At 64.2% G+C, this 19,030-nt stretch carries 15 protein-coding genes and 1 pseudogene; 7 read left to right on the top strand and 9 right to left on the bottom strand.

What is annotated here, in order from left to right; all coding sequences use genetic code 11:
- Positions 1 to 86 precede the first annotated feature (86 nt).
- From fdxA to KUV65_RS07250, 3 genes and pseudogenes are all read left to right on the top strand, one after another.
- On the top strand, positions 87 to 422 hold the full coding sequence (gene fdxA, locus KUV65_RS07260; RefSeq protein WP_222188930.1) for a ferredoxin FdxA: 336 nt from the start codon (positions 87 to 89) through the stop codon (positions 420 to 422).
- Between the two features lie 344 nt (positions 423 to 766).
- Positions 767 to 1,240 (top strand): annotated as a pseudogene (locus KUV65_RS07255) (CarD family transcriptional regulator); the annotation flags it as partial.
- Between the two features lie 171 nt (positions 1,241 to 1,411).
- Positions 1,412 to 1,684 carry a hypothetical protein gene (locus tag KUV65_RS07250; protein ID WP_222188926.1) on the top strand — a complete coding sequence of 91 codons (273 nt, stop codon included), beginning with the start codon at positions 1,412 to 1,414 and terminating at the stop codon, positions 1,682 to 1,684.
- 179 nt (positions 1,685 to 1,863) lie between these two features.
- Here the strand turns inward: KUV65_RS07250 and KUV65_RS07245 are convergent, their stop codons facing one another.
- Positions 1,864 to 3,828 carry a monovalent cation:proton antiporter-2 (CPA2) family protein gene (locus KUV65_RS07245; RefSeq protein ID WP_222188924.1) on the bottom strand — a complete coding sequence of 655 codons (1,965 nt, stop codon included), beginning with the start codon at positions 3,826 to 3,828 and terminating at the stop codon, positions 1,864 to 1,866.
- Between the two features lie 134 nt (positions 3,829 to 3,962).
- Positions 3,963 to 4,307, bottom strand: a complete 345-nt coding sequence (locus KUV65_RS07240) for a hypothetical protein (RefSeq protein ID WP_222188922.1) — start codon at positions 4,305 to 4,307, stop codon at positions 3,963 to 3,965.
- 124 nt (positions 4,308 to 4,431) lie between these two features.
- On the opposite strand from KUV65_RS07240, the gene KUV65_RS07235 reads away from it, so the two are divergent.
- A complete protein-coding gene (locus KUV65_RS07235; protein WP_222188920.1) occupies positions 4,432 to 5,118 on the top strand; it encodes a D-lyxose/D-mannose family sugar isomerase in 687 nt (228 codons plus the stop codon).
- A 15-nt stretch (positions 5,119 to 5,133) separates the two neighbouring features.
- On the opposite strand, the gene purD is transcribed toward KUV65_RS07235, so the two are convergent.
- Positions 5,134 to 6,414 (bottom strand): phosphoribosylamine--glycine ligase, encoded by a 1,281-nt coding sequence (gene purD / locus KUV65_RS07230; RefSeq protein ID WP_222189658.1) that lies wholly within the window; start codon positions 6,412 to 6,414, stop codon positions 5,134 to 5,136.
- Between the two features lie 125 nt (positions 6,415 to 6,539).
- Between purD and xseA the strand changes: the two genes are divergently transcribed.
- Entirely contained in the window at positions 6,540 to 8,102 is a 1,563-nt protein-coding gene (xseA, locus tag KUV65_RS07225) for an exodeoxyribonuclease VII large subunit (RefSeq protein ID WP_222188918.1), read from the top strand.
- 72 nt (positions 8,103 to 8,174) lie between these two features.
- Here xseA and KUV65_RS07220 read toward each other — a convergent pair whose 3' ends face one another.
- On the bottom strand, positions 8,175 to 10,424 hold the full coding sequence (locus KUV65_RS07220) for a xanthine dehydrogenase family protein molybdopterin-binding subunit (RefSeq protein ID WP_222188916.1): 2,250 nt from the start codon (positions 10,422 to 10,424) through the stop codon (positions 8,175 to 8,177).
- A 3-nt stretch (positions 10,425 to 10,427) separates the two neighbouring features.
- Positions 10,428 to 10,895, bottom strand: coding sequence for a (2Fe-2S)-binding protein (locus KUV65_RS07215; protein WP_222188914.1), 468 nt, complete (start codon positions 10,893 to 10,895; stop codon positions 10,428 to 10,430).
- A gap of 100 nt (positions 10,896 to 10,995) precedes the next feature.
- Here KUV65_RS07215 and KUV65_RS07210 point away from each other — a divergent pair, with 100 nt between their 5' ends.
- Entirely contained in the window at positions 10,996 to 11,625 is a 630-nt protein-coding gene (locus KUV65_RS07210; protein ID WP_222188912.1) for a TetR/AcrR family transcriptional regulator, read from the top strand.
- Here the strand turns inward: KUV65_RS07210 and KUV65_RS07205 are convergent, their stop codons facing one another.
- From KUV65_RS07205 to KUV65_RS07190, 4 genes are all read right to left on the bottom strand, one after another.
- Positions 11,626 to 13,014 carry an MATE family efflux transporter gene (locus tag KUV65_RS07205; RefSeq protein ID WP_222188910.1) on the bottom strand — a complete coding sequence of 463 codons (1,389 nt, stop codon included), beginning with the start codon at positions 13,012 to 13,014 and terminating at the stop codon, positions 11,626 to 11,628. It abuts the gene before it with no gap.
- A 118-nt stretch (positions 13,015 to 13,132) separates the two neighbouring features.
- A complete protein-coding gene (locus tag KUV65_RS07200) occupies positions 13,133 to 14,026 on the bottom strand; it encodes an ABC transporter permease (protein WP_445159133.1) in 894 nt (297 codons plus the stop codon).
- A gap of 82 nt (positions 14,027 to 14,108) precedes the next feature.
- Positions 14,109 to 15,119 (bottom strand): ABC transporter permease, encoded by a 1,011-nt coding sequence (locus tag KUV65_RS07195; protein ID WP_222188908.1) that lies wholly within the window; start codon positions 15,117 to 15,119, stop codon positions 14,109 to 14,111.
- A gap of 97 nt (positions 15,120 to 15,216) precedes the next feature.
- The gene (locus tag KUV65_RS07190) at positions 15,217 to 16,935 is read right to left on the bottom strand and encodes a peptide ABC transporter substrate-binding protein (protein WP_222188906.1); all 1,719 of its coding nucleotides are present in this window, start codon (positions 16,933 to 16,935) and stop codon (positions 15,217 to 15,219) included.
- A gap of 271 nt (positions 16,936 to 17,206) precedes the next feature.
- Between KUV65_RS07190 and KUV65_RS07185 the strand changes: the two genes are divergently transcribed.
- Positions 17,207 to 19,027 (top strand): ABC transporter ATP-binding protein, encoded by a 1,821-nt coding sequence (locus tag KUV65_RS07185; RefSeq protein ID WP_222188904.1) that lies wholly within the window; start codon positions 17,207 to 17,209, stop codon positions 19,025 to 19,027.
- Positions 19,028 to 19,030 lie beyond the last annotated feature (3 nt).

Genomic DNA, 19,030 nt, shown 5'->3' with positions numbered 1-19,030 from the left:
CTGATGTCACAGGGTGGGTGCCGAGGCTTGCATCGGTCATTCGCCTCGCGTAGCAGACCCCAAGAACGACCATCCGAGGGTATCGCATGACGTATGTCGTGACCGAAAATTGCATTGCCTGCAAGTACACCGATTGTGTGGAAGTCTGCCCTGTCGACTGTTTTTACGAGGGCGAAAACTTTCTTGTCATTCACCCTGACGAATGCATCGACTGCGGTGTTTGCGAACCGGAGTGCCCGGCTGACGCGATCCGGCCTGACACGGAACCCGAGATGGGAAAATGGGTCGAGATCAACCGGAAATATGCCGAGATGTGGCCGGTGATCATCACCAAGAAAGATCCGCTCCCGACGGCGGATGAGATGGACGGCAAGCCCGACAAGATGGGCATGTTGTCCGAAGCGCCCGGCGAAGGCGGGTAACGGACAGACGAAACGGCGCGTATCCGATTCGCAGGGCCATGAAATCTTGGGGTCCGAAGCGGCGGTGCGATCCAAAAAGTGACGTGTAACCCCCTTTATTCAAAGAGGGAACGCAGTGTTGCCGTGCGCGAATCTTTAAAGTGGCCGTTTTTTATGTTATATGACGGTTACAAAAATTGTCTGTCTGTAGTGTCGACCGGGTCTGCCAACCCGACTTAGTTCAGCGATTCACATCCCTTGCTGGTGGAAGGCTTCGGTTTTCCGCGGGCAATTTGTGTCGCTCATGAACGGGCTTCCGACGCCACGGAACCAAAAAGGAACTGCCAATGACCAAACGGAAGTCGCAAGAGTTCAGCGCGAATGACTATGTCGTGTATCCTGCCCATGGCGTGGGACAGATCGTTTCGATCGAAGAACAGGAGATCGCAGGCCTGAAGCTCGAACTCTTCGTCATTTCGTTCGAAAAGGACAAGATGACCTTGCGCGTGCCCACGGCCAAAGCGACCGAGATCGGCATGCGCTCGCTCAGCTCCCCCGACGTCGTGTCCAAAGCGATGGAGACGCTGAAGGGCAAGGCCAAGGTCAAGCGGGCCATGTGGTCGCGCCGCGCCCAGGAATATGAGCAGAAGATCAATTCCGGCGACTTGATCTCGATCGCCGAGGTGGTCCGTGACCTGCACCGCGCCGACGATCAGCGCGAGCAGTCCTATTCGGAACGTCAGCTCTACGAAGCCGCGCTCGAGCGCCTGACCCGCGAGCTGGCGGCCGTGAAAGGCATGGACGAGGCCAACGCGCAGCGCCAGGTTGACGAGGTGCTGACGGCCCGCGCGGCCTGATCGCGCCTATCGGCGTATTATCGCTAAGCAAATCCAGACCCGCCGTGCCTGTCGCGGCGGGTTTTTCTTTGTGATAGAAACAGGTTCGGGGGACGGGAACCTCTGCATCGCGTCATGCGTTGCCACCCAGTCTGACATCTGAAAGGACCCGGAATGAAAAAGATCTTCGCACCGATTGCGCTTGTCGCTGCCCTTGGCACGGCTGGCTGCCAGAACCTCAGCCCGCAGGATCAGGCCAACCTTGGCCTGCTGGCCGGTGCGGGTGCTGGCCTGATCACCGCCAACGCGCTGAACGCCAACGCCAACTGGACGATCGTCGCTGCGCTGGCCGGTGCCGCCGTCGGCACGCTGGTTGCACGGAATGCGCAAACCGGAAACTGCGCCTATTCGAACGGGGATGGCACCTACACGGTTCGCCCCTGCTGACAAGGCCTGACCGCGCTGCGTGTCGCTTCCGGGGGCCAGGTGACAGGCATCCATAGAGGGGCGTCACGGCAGCACAGGAAAAGAACGCCCGTTGCAGATGTTGCAGCGGGCGTTTTTTGGATCTGGTCGAGAAGGGGCGGGGACGATGCCGCCACCCATCCTGAGGCAGCCGCCGGCCCCTAAGTGTCGCGACCGCCGGGCCGCCTTGGCGCCACCCCGCGAAGCGTCCCGGCCAGGGCGCCAGCATCGCCGCGGCGCCTGCGCCCCTCGGTCGGTGCTTCTTCGGTGAGCCCGTCCAGTTGGCTGAGCAGGGCGGTTTCGAGATTGTTGTTCAGTTCGCGGGAACGTTCGACATAGGCCGTGTTTTCGGCGACCGGCACACCCGGTTTCCACAGCTCGGCCAATTCGCGCAGGTTCTGACGGTCGTGGCGATAGAACGCGATCTCAAGCTCATGGGCTTCGTAATCGCTCAACCCCATGTCTTCGAGGACGTAGCGCGCGGCCCGCAGCGAACTGTCGAACATCTCGCGCACGATATGGTCGGCCCCGGCGTTATAGAGCTCGTAGACATGCAAGCGGTCATGGGCACGGGCGACGATGGCGATATCGGGGCGCAGCCGCCGCGCATATTCGACCAGTTGCACGGCAGCCGCCTTGTCATCGACCGCCACGACGAGAACGCTGGCCTCGTCCAGCCCTGCGGCGGCCAGCAATTCGGGCCGTGTCGGGTCGCCGAAGAACCCCTTGAAGCCGAAGCGTCGCATCAACTGGATCGTGGCGAGGTCACTATCGAGAACCACCGTGCGAAAGCCGGAGGCCTGCACCATCCGGTTCACGACCTGACCGAACCGCCCGATGCCGGCGATAATCACCGGGGCTTTTTCGTCGATTTCGTCATGTTGGGGTGTTTCCTCCGGCTCGCTGGCCAACCGCTTGCCGATAAACTCGTAGGCGATGAAGGATAGCGGCGTAAGCAGCATGGAAAGTGCAACCACGAGCAATATGATCTCGCCGATGCGGGGCAGGAACACCCCCTGCTGCAAGCCGAACGCCACAAGGACGAAGCCGAACTCGCCCGCCTGGGCGAGGCCGAGCGTGAACAGCCACCGATCGCGCCCCTGAAGGCCGGAGGCGAGCGCGATGACCAGAAGGACCAGTCCCTTGCCGATCATCAGCGCAATGGTCAGTGCGATGATCAGCACGGGGTTTCCGAACAGTGTTCCGAAATTGATGCCGGCCCCGACCGTGATGAAGAACAGGCCCAGCAACAGCCCCTTGAACGGCTCGATATCCGCCTCAAGCTCGTGGCGGAACTCGGAATTCGCCAGAACGACCCCGGCAAGGAAGGCGCCAAGCGCGGGGGACAGTCCGACGAGGATCATCAAGAAGGCGATCCCGACGACGATCACCAGCGCCACCGCCGTGTACATCTCGCGGATGCGGCTGGCGTGAATGAACCGGAAGAGCAGGGGGGACAGGTAGCGCCCGGCCAGGATGACCGCCGCGACAGCGGCCAGCGTCACAAGGGTCACCCCCCATGCCGGCAACCCCTCGACCAGCGACATGGTGTGATGCGCGTCTTCCTCGGGGGTGCGATTGATCGACCCGTCCTCGGAAAAGGTAATGCTGCGCCCCAAGGCCAGCAGCGGCAGGATGGCCAGGGCCGGGATAACGGCGATGTCTTGCGTCAACAGAACCGAGAAGGCCGAGCGCCCGCCCTCGGTCCGCATGAGGTTCTTTTCGGTCAGCGTCGTCAGCACGATGGCCGTGGAGGACAGCGCAAGGGTCAAGCCAACCGCCAGCGAGGTCGGGAGCGGCAGGCCAAGCAGGTAGACCCCTATGGCGATGGCGAGTGTCGACAGCAGGATCTGCGCACCCCCGGTGCCGAGAAGCTTTTTGCGCATCTCCCAAAGGCCCTTGGGGTCCAGTTCAAGACCGATCAGGAACAGCATCAGCACAACGCCGAACTCGGCGTAATGCTGGAGATCGGCGGTTTCGGATCCGACCAGGCCAAGGACCGGGCCGATCATGATGCCGGCGATCAGGTACCCGAGAACAGACCCCAAGCCGAAGCGCACGGAAAGCGGCACCGCGATGACCATAGCGGTCAGGTAGATCGTGCCTTGTAGCAGGATGCCTTCCATGCCCGTTCCATTTCATGCTCGATGCCCGGTCCAACCCTATCCGTGCCGCAGATGCAAAGTCCATTGGCGACGGCGGCCGGTGTGCATATCCACCGCGCGTCAGCTGCGCGCAGGGTGCCTTTGGCCGGAAAAGGTCAGGTTTCGTCCAGCCAGGGCGGCGCCACGGGCGCCCCGTCCACACGGACCTCCGCGGCCTCGTTGTCCAGCACCACGGGATTGTCGAACAGGGTCAGGGTGGGGCGCACGCCGAAACGCCCCTCCATCCAGTCGGCCCAACCCTCGTTGAACCAGGCTTCGGCATCCTCGCGGGTTGCGAACTCGTAGATGCCGCCGCCCCCGGCCTCGCTGTTGAGGAAATACTTGCGCTTCAGCCCCTTTACCTTGTGAAAGATCCGGGTCGCGTCCAACGATTGCTGCGCGACGAAGTCATGATCGCGTTTCGGCCCGTCGAGCGGGATCTGGACTAGGGCGATGATCATGCGGGCCTCTCCGACGGGTCTCGTCGGGGCAGAATAGGGCACATGGCGCCTGCGTGCAAAACGCCGGCCTTGTCAGGGAAGACAGGATGCCGCATCAAGGCGATCTGAAACGCAAGGGCCGCAAATGAAACGTTCCGAAATCAATGCAATCATGGCCGAGGCCGATGCTTTCATCCGGTCCTTCGGCTTCGTGCTTCCGCCGTTTGCCTATTGGACGCCAGACGAGATGAAAGCGCGCCGGGCCGAGATCGACCGGCTGATCGAAGGCCGGATGGGCTGGGACATCACCGATTACGGGCAGGGCGATTTCGACAAGCTCGGGCTGTTCCTGTTCACCCTGCGCAACGGGCGGCTGGATGACCTGAAACGGGGCACCGGCATGTGCTATGCCGAGAAACTGCTGATCTCGAAGCAGGACCAGATCAGCCCGATGCATCGCCACTACCTCAAGGCCGAGGATATCATCAATCGCGGTGGCGCGACCTTGGCGATCGAGCTTTTCGGTTCCGCGCCCGATGGGTCCTTCGACGAGAGCGCTGGCGGAACCGTCCTGTGTGACGGGATCACCCGCCACTTCGTACCGGGCGAGATCCTGACCTTTGCCCCGGGCGAAAGCGTGACCCTCATGCCCGGCGATTGGCACGCCTTCTGGGGAGAGGGCGGTGACGTGCTGATCGGCGAGGTGTCGACCGTCAACGATGACGAGACCGACAATTGGTTCCGTGATCCGATCGGGCGCTTTGCTGCGATCGACGAGGATGAAGCGCCGACGCATCTCCTTGTCTCGGACTACGCGAGCTGGCTGTCATAGGCGAAGACGTGTCAGTTACCCGTCCCTGACGGGCCCCAGCGCGCGCCAGCCGATATCGCGGCGGCAGAACCCCTGGGGCCAGTCGATCCGGTCGACCATGGCGTAGGCGCGATCCCGTGCCTCCTGCAAGCTGTCTCCGCGGGCGGTGACGTTCAGGACACGACCGCCGGAGGCGGTGATCTGACCGTCCACTTTCTTCGTTCCGGCGTGAAACACCATGTTGAACGAGTCCTCCGCAAGGCCTTCGAGCCCGCCGATCACGCTGCCTTTCTCATAGGCGCCGGGATAGCCTTGGGCCGCCATCACGACCGTCATGGCATGATCCTCGGCCCATGTGACTTGCATCTCCGCCAGCCGCCCTTCGGCGCAGGCCAGCATCAGGTCGAGCGCCTGCGCCCCGAGCCGCATCATCAGCACCTGGCATTCCGGGTCGCCGAAGCGCACGTTGTATTCCACCAGGCGTGGCTGGCCGTCTTCGATCATCAGGCCGGCATAGAGAACCCCACGGTAGGGCGTGCCGCGACGCGCCATTTCGGCGACCGTCGGCTTCACGATTTGGTCGAGGGCTGCCGCCGTGACCGCGTCGCTCATGATGGGGGCAGGGGAATACGCGCCCATGCCGCCCGTATTGGGGCCGGTATCGCCTTCGCCGACGCGCTTGTGATCCTGCGCCGTGCCGATCGGCAGGACGGTTTCCCCGTCGGACAGGACGAAGAAGCTCGCCTCTTCGCCTGTCATGAATTCCTCGATGACGACCTCCGCCCCGGCGGTGCCGAACGCGCCGCCGAACATGTCGTCGATGGCGGCGAGGGCCGTGTCTTCGTCCATCGCGACGACCACGCCCTTGCCCGCCGCAAGGCCATCGGCTTTCACGACGATCGGCGCGCCCGCGTCGCGCACGTGCCGCTTGGCCGACTCGGCGTCGGTGAACCGCGCCCAGGCGGCCGTCGGTGCGCCGCAGGCATCGCAGATTTCCTTGGTGAAGGTCTTCGACGCTTCCAGTTCAGCGGCGGCCTTGCTCGGCCCGAACACCAGAATCCCTGCATCCATCAACATATCCACAACGCCAGCTGCTAGGGGAGCTTCGGGACCGACGATCACGAAATCAATCGAGTTCTCGGCTGCAAACTCGGAAACCTCCACAGGGTTATCCCCATCGAGATCCGCACATTCCGCAATCTCGGCGATGCCTGCGTTGCCGGGGGCAACGATCAGGCGATCACATTTCGGGTTTTGCAAGACAGCCCAGGCCAGCGCATGTTCGCGGCCGCCACCGCCAAGGATCAGGATGTTCACGGGCAGGTATCCTTTCGTCTCGGTCGCGACGGGATACCGCCGCTTGGGCGCGGGCACAATAACGCCCTGCCGCGACCCTTTGCAGAGAGGTTGCGCCGGCCGCTCCTGCAACTAAGACTGCGGGCATGGATGATCTGATCGACGACGACAGCCCCGGCAACGCGCCGGAGTTCACCGTGTCCGAGCTTTCGGGGGCCGTGAAACGGACAATCGAGGGCAGCTTTGCCCATGTGCGCGTGCGTGGCGAGATCGGGCGCCTCAGCCGCCCCCGGTCGGGGCATGTCTATCTCGACCTCAAGGATGACCGCTCGGTTCTTGCGTCCGTGATCTGGAAAGGCGTCGCCAGCCGGCTGAGCCATGCGCCGGAAGAAGGCATGGAAGTGATCGCAACCGGGCGACTGACCACCTTTGCGGGGCAGTCGAAGTACCAGTTGGTGATCGAGGATCTGCGGCCAGCCGGGGCGGGGGCCCTGATGGCGATGCTGGAAAAACGCCGCGCGGCCCTGGCCGCCGAAGGCCTGTTCGACGAGAGCCGCAAGCAAAAGCTGCCCTTCCTGCCCGACGTCATCGGCGTCGTCACGTCGCCCTCGGGCGCCGTCATCCGCGATATCCTGCACCGGTTGCGGGATCGTTTTCCGCGGCATGTCCTGATCTGGCCCGTTGCCGTGCAGGGCGAGAAATGCGCACCCGAGGTGGCCCGCGCGATACGCGGCTTCAACGCCATGCCGGAGGGTGGCCCCATCCCGCGCCCCGATCTCCTGATCGTCGCGCGCGGCGGCGGCAGTCTGGAGGATCTTTGGGGGTTCAACGACGAGGCCGTGGTCCGCGCGGCTGCCGACAGCCGGATCCCCCTGATCTCGGCGGTGGGTCACGAGACGGATACCACGCTGATCGATTTCGCGTCTGACCAGCGCGCACCGACGCCCACGGCAGCGGCGGAAATCGCCGTGCCCGTGCGGATGGACCTGTTGAACTGGCTGCGCACGCAAGAGGGGTATCTCAGCCGCGGCGTGACGCAGGCGTTAGGCCTGCGGCGGCAGAGGCTTGGCGATCTTTCGCGCGGCCTGCCGCGCCCCGACAGCCTGCTCGATGCGCCGCGGCAGCGGCTCGACCGGCTGGTCCTGCAACTTGGTCCCGCCCTGCGCCACGCGACACAGATCCGGCGGCGCGAGCTGGACCACCTGGCCTCGAACCTCAACCCCGCGCTGGAGCGCGCGGTATCCTCCAAGCGACTGGCCCTTGGCCGCGCCTCGGCAGGATTGTCGCCTGCGCGGCTGGCGTCGACCCTGCGCAGCCGGCGCGAACGTCTGACCTCTCTCGCGGGGCGGCTCGATCCGTCGCGCCTTTCGGCGCGGCAATCTACGGCCCGGGACCGGTTGGATGACCTGTCGCGTCGGTTCGATCGTGCGGCCCGCGCCGACCTGCGCACACGGCGCGACAAGCTCAGTTCACTTGGCAGGCTTCTGGCGACATTGGGGTACGAGGCGACCTTGCAACGCGGCTACGCGGTGATCCGCGGTGGCGACAGTGTCGTAACCCGTCTTGCGCAGGCCGAAGGACAGCCCGCGTTGGAGATCGAATTCGCGGATGGCAAGCTTGGCGTGACACCGACGTCTGCGTCGCCCCGTCCGAAGGCGTCGAAATCGCCGAAGAAAGATCCCCCCCCCGATCAGGGCTCGCTCTTCTGAGACAAGCAAGGCACCTGCCCCATCTTTATCCGCGAAATATGCCGGGGTCCGGGGCAGCGCCCCGCTCCGCCGTCAGATCACGAAGGACAGGCGGCGGTTCAGCGGCAGATCCCGCACGCGTTCGCCCGTCAGGTCATAGATCGCGTTGGCCAAGGCGGGCATGGAGGGTGGCACGGCGGGTTCGCCCACGCCGCCCAAATGGGGCTGCGTTTCAAGGATGCGTACCTCGATCTCGGGGCTGTTATGCAGGCGCAGCGAGTCGAAATCCGGGAAGTTCCACTGCTCCACCTCGCCCACGGCAAAGCTGATTTCCTGCATGGCCGCCGCCGACAGGCCCCAGATCACGCCGCCGGACATTTGCGCTTCGATAATGGCCGGGTCCAACGCCGTTCCGACATCGCAGGCCACCCAGGCCCGATCGATCGAGACATCACCACCTTGGTCCGTGACCTCGACGACGACGGCCACCGCGGTGTGGAAGGAATAGGTCAGCGCGACGCCACGCCCGGTTCCTTCGGGGGTGCGGCCTGTCCAGCCGGACATTTCGGCAACGGCCTCCAGCACACCGGACGAGGGCGCGTGTTCGCGCCGTGCCAGATCCAGACGGAAGGCCAGGGGATCGCGCTGTACGGCAGCGGCCATCTCGTCGATGAAGCTTTCCATGAAGAACCCGTTGAACGAGTTGCCGACCGACCGCCAGAACCCGATCGGGACGTCCAGATCCGCAAGATGCCCGCTGACCCGGTAATTCGGGATGGCGTAGGGCTGGTTGAACATCCCCTCGACATGGCCCTTGTCCGGGCCGCTGGGTGACAGGCCCGTCATGCGCTGCATGGACTGCCGGGTGACCGAGGGCGCTGCGACGCGCCCTTCCAATGCCGTGGCAAAGCCACCCCGCAAGACACCGCGCATCCGTGCCGCCGCCGCCGGGCGGTAGAAGTCATGCCGCATGTCTTCTTCGCGGGACCATGTGACCTTGACCGGTGTGCCCTGCATCGCGCGGGCCACCCGGGCGGCTTGCACGACGAAATCCGTCTCGCCACGCCGTCCGAATCCGCCGCCGAGAAAGGTCACGTGGCAGGTCACATGGTCTGTGTCCAGATCAACCGCCTCGGCCGCGCGTTGCTCGGCAAACCCGGGGGCCTGGCTGCCGGTCCAGATGTCCAGCGCGTCCCCGGTATGGAGGGCCGTCGCGTTCATCGGTTCCATCGTGGCGTGGGCCAGCCAGGGAACGGTGTATTCCGCCTCGATCTCGCGATCTTCCGGGGCGATGTCCAGCGCGTCGAGATCGCCATCGTCGCGCAGCATGGAATTCGGTTCGTTGTCCAATGCGGCGCGGATCACGTTCAGCATCTCGTCCGACGTGTCGGGGTAGGGGGCCGCCGCCCACTCGATCTCGACCGCGTCAGCGGCCTGCATGGCAAGCCACGTGTTGTTGGCGACAACGGCGATCCCGTCCGTCAGATCGACGACACGCTCCACACCGGGCATGCCTTCGGCGGCGCTGGCGTCAAAGCTCAGCATGCCGCCCCCGAGCCTTGGATTGCGGCGCACGGCGGCGAATTTCATGCCGGGCAAGCGCACATCGAGCCCGAATTCCGCGGTTCCGGTCGACTTGGCGATCATGTCCGTGCGCGGCATGGACCGGCCTAGGTAGCGCCAGTCTTCCGGGTCCCGCAACGCGACGCGACGCGGCGGGTCGATCTCCGCGGCGGCTGGGGCCAGTTCGGCATATCTCAGCTCGATGCCGCCGGGCGCGATGACCTTGCCATCGCGTGTCGTCAGCGACCCAAGCGGCATGTTCAACCTCTCTGCCGCCGCCCTTTTCAACGTCTCCCGCGCGGTTGCGCCGGCCATGCGCAGTTTCTCGAACGCGTCGATGGTCGAGGTCGAGCCGCCGGTCACCTGCAACCCGATCATCTTGGGCAGCACGGTCATGGCTTCGATCATGACCTCGTGGAAGCCGGTGCGTTCATAGTCATTGATGGGCAGGCCGTGGGACATCAAGGCCTCGTTGTAATAGGCCTGCGCCGCGGGGCCGTGCATCACGCGCACATCCTCCCACGCCACGTCGAGTTCTTCCGCCACGAGTGCCGGCAGGGTCGTGTAGACGCCTTGGCCCATCTCGGCCCGTGCGGCGATCAGGGTGACGCCGTCCTGGTCGATCAGGATCCACGGATTGAGTGTCGCCTGCCCGTCGCCCGGTTGCAGCGGGTTCGGCAGATCGCGGCGATACTGCCAGACGCCGAACGCAACGCCGCCCGCGATGGCGGCAGATCCGACAAGCAGCGTGCGGCGGGTGATCTTTCCCCAGTTCGGCATCGCTCAGCCCTCCCGCCCAAGCGCATCGGCAGCGGCATGGATCGCGGCGCGGATGCGGGGATATGTGCCACACCGGCAAAGATTTCCGGACATGGCGAGGTCGATCTCCTCGTCGGAGGGGTTCGGGGTTTTAGAGAGCAGCGCGGCGGCCTGCATGATCTGGCCCGATTGGCAGTACCCGCATTGCGCCACCTGATGCTCGACCCAGGCTTGTTGAACCGCATGAAGCGCGTTCGGGGTGCCCAAGCCCTCGATCGTTGTCACAGGCCCCCAGACATCGGCCAACGCGACCTGGCACGCGCGCATCGCTTCGCCGTCGATATGCACGGTGCATGACCCGCAGGACGCGACACCGCAGCCGTATTTCGTACCGGTCAGCCCAAGCTCATCCCGCAAGACCCACAGAAGCGGGACATCGTCGGGCAGGTCCACCTGGTATTCGGTTCCGTTCACGGTCAGCGTGGTTGGCATCTTTGGCTCCCTGCGGCGTCTTTGAACGTTTCTGACAAAGATGCCGTGATTTGTCAGTATGTCAATTGACGGTTTGGACGGAAAACGTCAGAAAATAGTCATGGACGTGCAACCTCCCATCCCCTCGCTTTTCGAGCGCATCACCGCATCGGTGCCGGATGAAAAGGCACGCGTCATCTTGCACGCCGGATATGACAGTTTCCTTCGCTTCGGGCTGCGACGCTCATCAATGCAGGACATAGCGGACCGGGCGGGCATGTCGCGCGCGGCGCTTTATCTGCATTTCCGGAACAAGGATGACATCTTCCGCGCGTTGATGGAGGCCTATTTCACAGCCGCGTCCGAGGCCGTGGCCGAAACCCTTGCGCAGCATGATGACCCGGTGGAGGCGCTGACAGCGGCCTTCGCCGTGCAGGTTGGCGACGCGGCCGAGGCAATGATGCGATCCCCGCATGCCGAGGAATTGCTGTCGCACAAGCGCGGGGCAGCCGCCGATATCGTTGCCGCGGGGATGCGCCGGTTGGTGGACGTCTACGGCGATTGGCTGGCGTCCTCGGTGATGGCGGGATGCATCGCGCCCGAGGCCATTGACGGGAACCCTCATCGCACCGCCACCACAATTCTCGCGGCGCTCGATGGGTTGAAGCACGAAGAGTTGGCCTGGCCGGATTACCTCGATGCCCGCGACCGCTTGGCCATGTTGTTCGGACGCGCGCTGCGCCGGTCCTGATCAGCCGGAGGAGGCCACGCGGGCAGGCCAAGCCAAGCGGCCCATCTTGAACCGCAACAGGCCCGTCGCCCGTGTCGCGATCACCGCCCCGCAGATCGCCAACAGGTTTGCGATCACCGCCGCACCAAGGATGCCGATATAGCCGAACGCCCAAACGCCCAGCCATGCAAGGGGCAGGTAGATGGCGACGATGCGGGCCAGCGATAGCGACATGGACCAAAGGGCCCTGGACCGCGCATTCATTGCCGCATTGGCCGTGACCAGAATGCCGTAACCTCCAAGGCTCCACCCGACGACCTTGAGATAAAGCGCCGCGTGCCGCGTAGCCTCTTCGCCCGAGGCGATCGTCGCGGCGATGGGCGAGGCAAAAAGGAACAGACCAGCGCCGGCGAGCAAGCCATAGGCCGCACAGATCAGGAAAGTCTGTCGCAGGGCTTGTCTGGCCCGGTCTTGCTTGTCGGCGCCCCAGTTCTGGCCCACGACCGGCCCGATGCCCGCCGAAAGCGCCAAAAGCGGGACAATCGCCAAAGCCTGCACGCGCGTGGCTGCTCCGAACCCCGCCACATAGGCCTGGCCCAAGGTGGCGACCGCCGCGGTCACGAGCGCCATGCCTGCCGGGTTGATCGCATTGGAAAACGCGGCTGGGGCGCCGACCTTCACCAACTCGCGCGTATTGCGGGCAAGATCGGTCAGCGGGTTGCCACAACTGCCGATCAGCCCCCTACGCCACGCCCATGTCAGCGCCAGCGCCATGGCGAGCGCACGCGCCACGAGTGTTGCCCAGGCCGCTCCGGCGACGTCGAATGCGGGGAGGGGGCCCAGTCCGAAAATCAGGATCGGGTCGAGGCCGATATTGACGATGGCCGCCAACACCATGATTGCCGCCGCCCGCATCCCGTCGCCATGGGCCCGGAAGGCGGCGTTGCCCACCATCATTGCGGCCAGGAAGGGGAAGGACGCACACCAGATCGGGATATAGGCCCCGATATGGCCCAATACCTCTTCATCAGCCCCCATCAGCGCAAACGCCGTGGGGTAGGCCAGCCAAAGCATCGCCGCGACCGCTGCTGCAAGAAGCGTGCCGAGGCCGATGGCTTGCAGGGCGGCGCGCTGCACGGCGTTATTGGAGCGCGCGCGTCCGATGGACTGGCTGAGGACGGCATTCGCGCCTGCCGATAGCCCGATGGACAGCGACGTGATCGCCGTCGTCACCGGAAAGATGAAGCCCACGGCGGCCAGCGGCCCCTGACCCAGCTGCCCAAGGAAATAGGCGTCGGCAAGGCCGATCGAGATCACGGCGAGGATGCCCAGGGACATGGGCGCAGAGACCACGGCCAAGGCGCGTGCGGTGGACCCTTCGGTCAGGGTGCGGGTCTGTGGATTGCTCATTGGTCCCAATGCGGTGTCACCGCAGACCAATGCACGGCCCGCCCTTCGGTTCCCGATGGGCTGAAACGAACAACGCCGGGCGTATTGGCCCGGCGTTGCGTCGTGATGGTCTCTGCTGTCAGCGCCCGCGAATGCGGGGGTCGAGCGCATCGCGCAGACCGTCGCCGATATAGTTCACGCTCAGCACCGTCAGCGAGATCGCGAGGCCCGGCCAGATCACGCGCTCGGGGTTCTGTTGCAACCAGTCGGTTGCGTCGAACAGAAGCCGCCCCCAGGTCGGGAAGTCCGACGGGAAACCGAGGCCAAGGAAGCTCAGCGCGCTTTCGGTGATGATCGCGTTGGCGATCCCCAGCGTCGCCGACACCATGATCGGCGACATGACGTTGGGCAGGATGTGGCGCAGGATCATCCGGCTTGGCCGCGTCCCGATGCTTTTGGCCGCCAGCACGAACTCCCGTTCCTTGATGGCCAACACGTCGCCGCGCACCACGCGGGCCGTCTGCATCCAGCTTGTGATCCCGATCACGAAGACGATCAGGATGAAGATCCCGCCCTCGGGGCCGAAGGCGGCGCGAAGCTGGTCGCGAAACAGCATGATGATGACAAGGAGGAGCGGGAGCAGCGGCAGCGCAAGGAACAGGTCGGTCAGCCGCATCAGCGGCCCGTCGAGTTTCTTGAAATAGCCGGCGAGCACGCCGATCAACGTCCCGACGAACAGGGCCAGCAGCATCGCGGTCAGGCCAACCGCGATCGAGGTCTGCCCACCCGCCATCATGCGCGCCATCGTATCGCGGCCCAGCTGGTCGGCACCCATCGGATGCGCCAGGCTCGGCCCCGTATTGCGCGCCCGGATGTCGATATATTGCGGATCGATCGTCCAGATCAGCGGGCCCACGAAAACGAAGAGCAGGGCGAAAATGAAGAAGCCGAGGCCAAACAGAGCGCCCTTGTGCGTTCGGAACTGCTCCCACACGTCCCACCACTGGTTTCGTGGCGGGGCAGAGGCCTCCATCTCCATGACGGGGACGGCGCCGGCCGGGGTGGCCCCTGCCGTTTGCAACGGCTGGTTCGGGCGGTTTGCGGGATCTTGGAGATCAGTCATAGCGGATCCTCGGGTCGAGCAAGCCGTAGAGGATATCGGCGAGAAGATTGAAGAGCACGATCAGGATGGCGAAGATGAAGCTCACGGTTTGCACCACGGGCACGTCGCCGCCCTGGATCGCGATGATCAGAAGCTGGCCGATGCCGTTCACCTTGAACACCTGCTCGGTGATGATGGCGCCGCCGAACACGGCCGGGATGTTGAGCGCGATCACGGTGACGACCGGGATCATCGAGTTGCGCAGCACGTGGACGAGAACCACAGTCTTTTCCGTCAGGCCCTTGGCTCGCGCGGTGCGCACGTAATCCTGGTTCAGGTTGTCCAGCATCGAGGCGCGCATGTAGCGGCTGATCTGCGACGCGTTGTAAAGGCCAAGCACCATGACGGGCATGATGATCTGCTTGAGCTGAACCACGAAGCTGTCCCAGTCCGTCACTTCGTGGGTCGTATCGTAGACCGACGGGAACCAGCCCAGTTGAACGGCGAAGATCACGATGAACAGAACGCCGGTGAAGAAGGTCGGAACCGAGAAGCCAACCATCGAGACGAACGTGCCGATCTGATCGAACACCGAATACTGCCGGTAGGCCGAGATGATCCCCAGCGGCATCGCGATGATGATGCCGACGATGTAGGACGTGCCCACCACCCACAGCGTCTGCGGCATGCGCTGGACGATCAGGTCCATGACGGGGCTGCGGGTCTGGTAGGAGATGATCCGCGTCCCGTTTTCGGGGGCGAAGGATGTCCCGAGCCAGCCATCGATCAGATGCAGCGGCTCATCCCACAGCATCAGCTTCAGCCACTTGAAATACTGGACAAGGACCGGGTCGTTCACGCCCAGGCTTTCGCGGATCTGCTCGCGCACCTCTGGCGGAATGGTCAGGGGCAGACCGGCGGTCGGGTCCGATGGCGACAGCTTCACGATCAGGAAGATGATGAAACTGATGAACAGAAGCGTCGGGATTGCCGTAAGCAGGCGACGGATGGTGAATGTCAGCATGGGCCAACGCCTCGGGTCATGAGTTCGACTTTCCGGGGTAGAGGGATAGGAAGGCCCGCGCGCAGGACGCGCGGGCCGGTCGTTTCAGGTCAGGCGATCATTCCTGGATACGATACCAGTCCATGATGTTCCACAGTTCGGAATCCCAGTCCGACATGCGGATGCCGCCCAGCGTGTTGGCATGGGCCGACACGCCGCCGCGGTGGATCAGCGGGATGATCGAGTAGGACTGAACCAGCATGTCGTTCTGCATCATTGCGATGCGGCCACGCTCGGCGAGGTCGGCCGTCATGGCCATCTCGGCGATCAGGGCGTCATACTCTTCCGAGCAGAAACGCTGGATGTTCGAACCCTGCCACTGGGTGTCGGGGCCCGGGATCTCGTCGCATGCCCAGTTGGCCATGTAGGCCTGCGGGTCAACACCGGCGAAGTTGTTGGTGTACATTTCGACGTCGGCATAGAACTTCTGGAAGGTGTCGGGCGAAGCCGGGTCACCGCCGAAGAAGACCGACGCGTCGATGTTGCGCAGCTCGGCGTCGATGCCGATTTCCGCCCACCACTGCTTGACCAGCGCCTGCGTGTCCTGACGGACAGCGTTGGTCGAGGTCTGGTAGAGAACACGCAGCGGGGTGCCTTCGTACTCGCGGATGCCGTCGCCGTCGGTGTCGACAATGCCGGCCTCGTCCAGCAGCGCGTTCGCGCCGTCGATGTCCTGCACCAGGCAGCCATCGTTGGCGGTCGAGGCATATGCCTCGGGCGCGGGCAGAACGTTACAGGTCGGCTGACCACCGGCTCCGTATCCGATTTCCACCAGCAGGGCGCGGTCGATCGCCATCGACATGGCCTGGCCGATGATCGGGTTGGTCAGGAACGGGTGCGGACCAGCTTCGGCCGTCGAGCGGATGTCGCCAAGCGCCGGATCGGGGTTGAACTGGTTCATGTGCAGACGCTCGACCGAGGTGCCGAAGGCGGTAACCACGGTGCCCAGACCGTTGGCTTCCATCTCGGCCAGAATGGTCGGGTCGATCTGCAGGTTCCAAGCGTAGTCGAACTCGCCGGTTTCGAGAACCGAACGTGCTGCGGCCGCCGCATCACCGCCGCCCTTGAAGGTCACGGAGGCGAAGTAGGGGCGATCGGGGTAGCGGAAGTTGTCGTTCGCCACGAACTCGATCACGTCGTTCGGGCGGAAATCCGTCACCACGAAGGGACCGGTGCCGATCGGGCCGAAGTTGGCCTCGGTGCACTCGGGCGCGCGGGCGCCAAGGCAGTCCGCGAACTGCGCGGCCTGGATCACCGGGCTCTCGGACCCGACGAAGGCGGTGTAGGGGAAGGGCGTGGCTTCTTCGAAGTTAACGCGCACCGTGCGGTCATCGACCGCTTCGACACTGGCCACACCGTCGAAATAGCTGGCCTGAGCACAGCCGCCTTCGGGGTGGGTGCAGTATTCCCAGGTGAAGATGAAGTCGGCGGGCGTCAGCGCCGTGCCATCCGACCAGGTGACGCCTTCGGCGATCGTCCAGGTGATCGAGGTCAGGTCTTCGGCGACGCCGCCGTTCTCGACGGTCGGGATGGATTCGGCGAGCCACGGCACCATTTCGCCGCTCTCGTTGAAGCGGGCGAGGGACTCGAGCACCAGCGAGGCCGATTCGACCTCTTTCGTGCCGCCCGAGAGATAGGGGTTCAGGGTCGACGGCGCCTGCCAATAGATGATGTTGAGGTGGCCGGAAGAGCCGCGCTCGGCGCCCTCCTGTGCCACAGCGGCGAGCGGAGTCAGCATCGCTGCCGCCGCGCCCATGAGAATCGCTGTTTTTTTCATTTCTATGTCTCTCTCTCCTTGTTGGTTCGCTCAGAGCCTCGTTGAGCTATGCCGCCTTGTCCGACGGTCTGGGCGAAGATTGGACGGGTGACGCCCCGACGCAAGCAGCGCCGGGGCGGTCCGCCGCATCCGTGCATGGTTCGCGCAACTTGTTCAAAATGCAAGCCTACTGCCGTTGCGGAATGCACAACATTTGGGCGATCGCAGCATTTGACAGCAGATGGACCCCGGATTTACCGTCAGGCGACATCCCGACAGGAGCGACTCCCCCATGCTTGACCATCCCATCGCGCAGGTGCGCAATCTGCGCGTCGAGTTCGAAACGCGTAACGGAACCGTGGTCGGGGTGGAGGATGTCAGTTTCGAGGTCGGCGCCGGCGAGACGGTCTGCATCGTCGGGGAAAGCGGCTCGGGGAAATCGGTTTCGTCGCTGTCGCTGATGCGCCTCGTGGAATTCGGCGGCGGGGAGATCACAGGCGGCGAGTTGATCTTCGACCGCAAGGACGGCACGCCCATCGACCTCGCCAAGCAGCCCTCGGGCACGATGGGCGATATTCGCGGCAACGACATCGGCATGATCTTCCAGGAGCCGATGACCGCGCTGAACCCGGTGTTCACCATCGAACGTCAGCTGACCGAGGGCTTGTTGCGGCACAAGAACATGTCGCGCGAGGCCGCCCGCAACCGGGCGCTGGAGCTGATGCGGCAGGTGCGCATCCCCGAACCGGAGCGACGCCTGAAGCAGTATCCGCATGAACTGTCGGGGGGCATGCGCCAGCGCGTCGTGATCGCGATCGCCCTTGCCTGCGAGCCCAAGATCCTGATTGCGGACGAGCCGACCACGGCGCTCGACGTGACAATTCAGGCGGAAATCCTGAGCCTCATCAACCGGTTGAAGGAAGAGACCGGCACCTCGGTCATGTTCATCACGCACGATATGGCGGTGGTTGCGCAAATGGCCGACCGCGTGGTCGTCATGTATCGCGGCCACAAGGTCGAAGAAGGGCCGGTCGAGCAGATCTTCAACAACCCGAAGCACGATTACACCAAGGCCCTTCTGGCAGCGGTGCCGAAGCTGGGCGAGATGAAGGGCAAGACCCTGCCGGAGCCGATGAAGCTGGTGGGCCGCGAGCATGTCGAGGCGGGGCCGATCACCGGCACCGACAAGGTGCTTTTGAAGGTCGAAAACCTCGTGACCCGCTTCCCGGTCAAGGGCGGCCTGTTTCGCCGGACCATCGCCAATGTCCACGCGGTCGAGGACGTGTCGCTTACGCTGAATGCTGGCCGCACCCTCAGCCTCGTGGGCGAATCCGGCTGCGGCAAGTCGACCTGCGGCCGGTCCATCCTGCGCCTGGTCGAACCGCTATCCGGCAAGGTGGAACTCGACGGCAAGGACATCATCGCGCTCAACCATCGCGACCTGCAAAAGGCGCGGCTGGACATGCAGATGATCTTCCAGGATCCGTTCGCATCTCTCAATCCGCAGATGCGATTGGGTGTGCAGGTGGCCGAGCCCCTGATCAACTACGGCGTTGGCGATGCGCAGGAGCGCACCGACCGCGTGGCGAAGCTGTTTGACCGGGTGCGCCTGCCGCGTGATTTCATGCGCCGCTATCCGCACGAACTGTCCGGCGGTCAGCGCCAGCGCGTCGCGATCGCCCGCGCCCTCGCGCTCAACCCGAAACTGATCATCGCGGACGAGGCGGTCAGCGCGCTGGACGTGTCGGTTCAGGCCGAGGTTCTGAACCTGATGATGGAATTGCAGCAGGAACTGGGGCTGTCCTACCTGTTCATTTCGCACGATATGGCGGTCGTCGAACGGGTCAGCCATGATGTTGGCGTGATGTACCTGGGGCGCGTGGTCGAGATCGGGCCGCGCCAGCAGGTGTTCGAAGACCCGCAGCACCCCTACACGCAAGCGCTGCTCAAGGCGGTGCCGATTGCCGATCCCGGCATGCGCAAGCTGGCGCGGGACCTGAACTTCAAGCCGATTCCGTCGCCGGTGCATCCCGTCGATTACGAACCCGAACCCTCGGTTTACCGAGAGGTCGGGCCGGGTCACCACATCCTCGTTACAGACAGCGGGTATTGAAAC

The organism is Maritalea mobilis (assembly GCF_019800885.1).
GTDB classification, from domain to species: domain Bacteria; phylum Pseudomonadota; class Alphaproteobacteria; order Rhodobacterales; family Rhodobacteraceae; genus Roseibacterium; species Roseibacterium beibuensis.
Note: the sequence above shows the minus strand (reverse complement) of the source record. Positions and strands in the feature narration are given on the sequence as shown.

What these genes read in the sequence shown, in the direction of transcription:
- xseA (WP_222188918.1), top strand. Translation starts at nt 6,540, where the DNA reads ATGGATGATCTGATCGACGACGACAGCCCCGGCAACGCGCCGGAGTTC.
- KUV65_RS07220 (WP_222188916.1), bottom strand. Translation starts at nt 10,424, where the DNA reads ATGCCGAACTGGGGAAAGATCACCCGCCGCACGCTGCTTGTCGGATCT.
- KUV65_RS07235 (WP_222188920.1), top strand. Translation starts at nt 4,432, where the DNA reads ATGAAACGTTCCGAAATCAATGCAATCATGGCCGAGGCCGATGCTTTC.
- KUV65_RS07210 (WP_222188912.1), top strand. Translation starts at nt 10,996, where the DNA reads ATGGACGTGCAACCTCCCATCCCCTCGCTTTTCGAGCGCATCACCGCA.
- KUV65_RS07215 (WP_222188914.1), bottom strand. Translation starts at nt 10,895, where the DNA reads ATGCCAACCACGCTGACCGTGAACGGAACCGAATACCAGGTGGACCTG.
- KUV65_RS07240 (WP_222188922.1), bottom strand. Translation starts at nt 4,307, where the DNA reads ATGATCATCGCCCTAGTCCAGATCCCGCTCGACGGGCCGAAACGCGAT.
- KUV65_RS07205 (WP_222188910.1), bottom strand. Translation starts at nt 13,014, where the DNA reads ATGAGCAATCCACAGACCCGCACCCTGACCGAAGGGTCCACCGCACGC.
- KUV65_RS07190 (WP_222188906.1), bottom strand. Translation starts at nt 16,935, where the DNA reads ATGAAAAAAACAGCGATTCTCATGGGCGCGGCGGCAGCGATGCTGACT.
- KUV65_RS07250 (WP_222188926.1), top strand. Translation starts at nt 1,412, where the DNA reads ATGAAAAAGATCTTCGCACCGATTGCGCTTGTCGCTGCCCTTGGCACG.
- KUV65_RS07185 (WP_222188904.1), top strand. Translation starts at nt 17,207, where the DNA reads ATGCTTGACCATCCCATCGCGCAGGTGCGCAATCTGCGCGTCGAGTTC.
- KUV65_RS07200 (WP_445159133.1), bottom strand. Translation starts at nt 14,026, where the DNA reads ATGGAGGCCTCTGCCCCGCCACGAAACCAGTGGTGGGACGTGTGGGAG.
- fdxA (WP_222188930.1), top strand. Translation starts at nt 87, where the DNA reads ATGACGTATGTCGTGACCGAAAATTGCATTGCCTGCAAGTACACCGAT.
- KUV65_RS07245 (WP_222188924.1), bottom strand. Translation starts at nt 3,828, where the DNA reads ATGGAAGGCATCCTGCTACAAGGCACGATCTACCTGACCGCTATGGTC.
- KUV65_RS07195 (WP_222188908.1), bottom strand. Translation starts at nt 15,119, where the DNA reads ATGCTGACATTCACCATCCGTCGCCTGCTTACGGCAATCCCGACGCTT.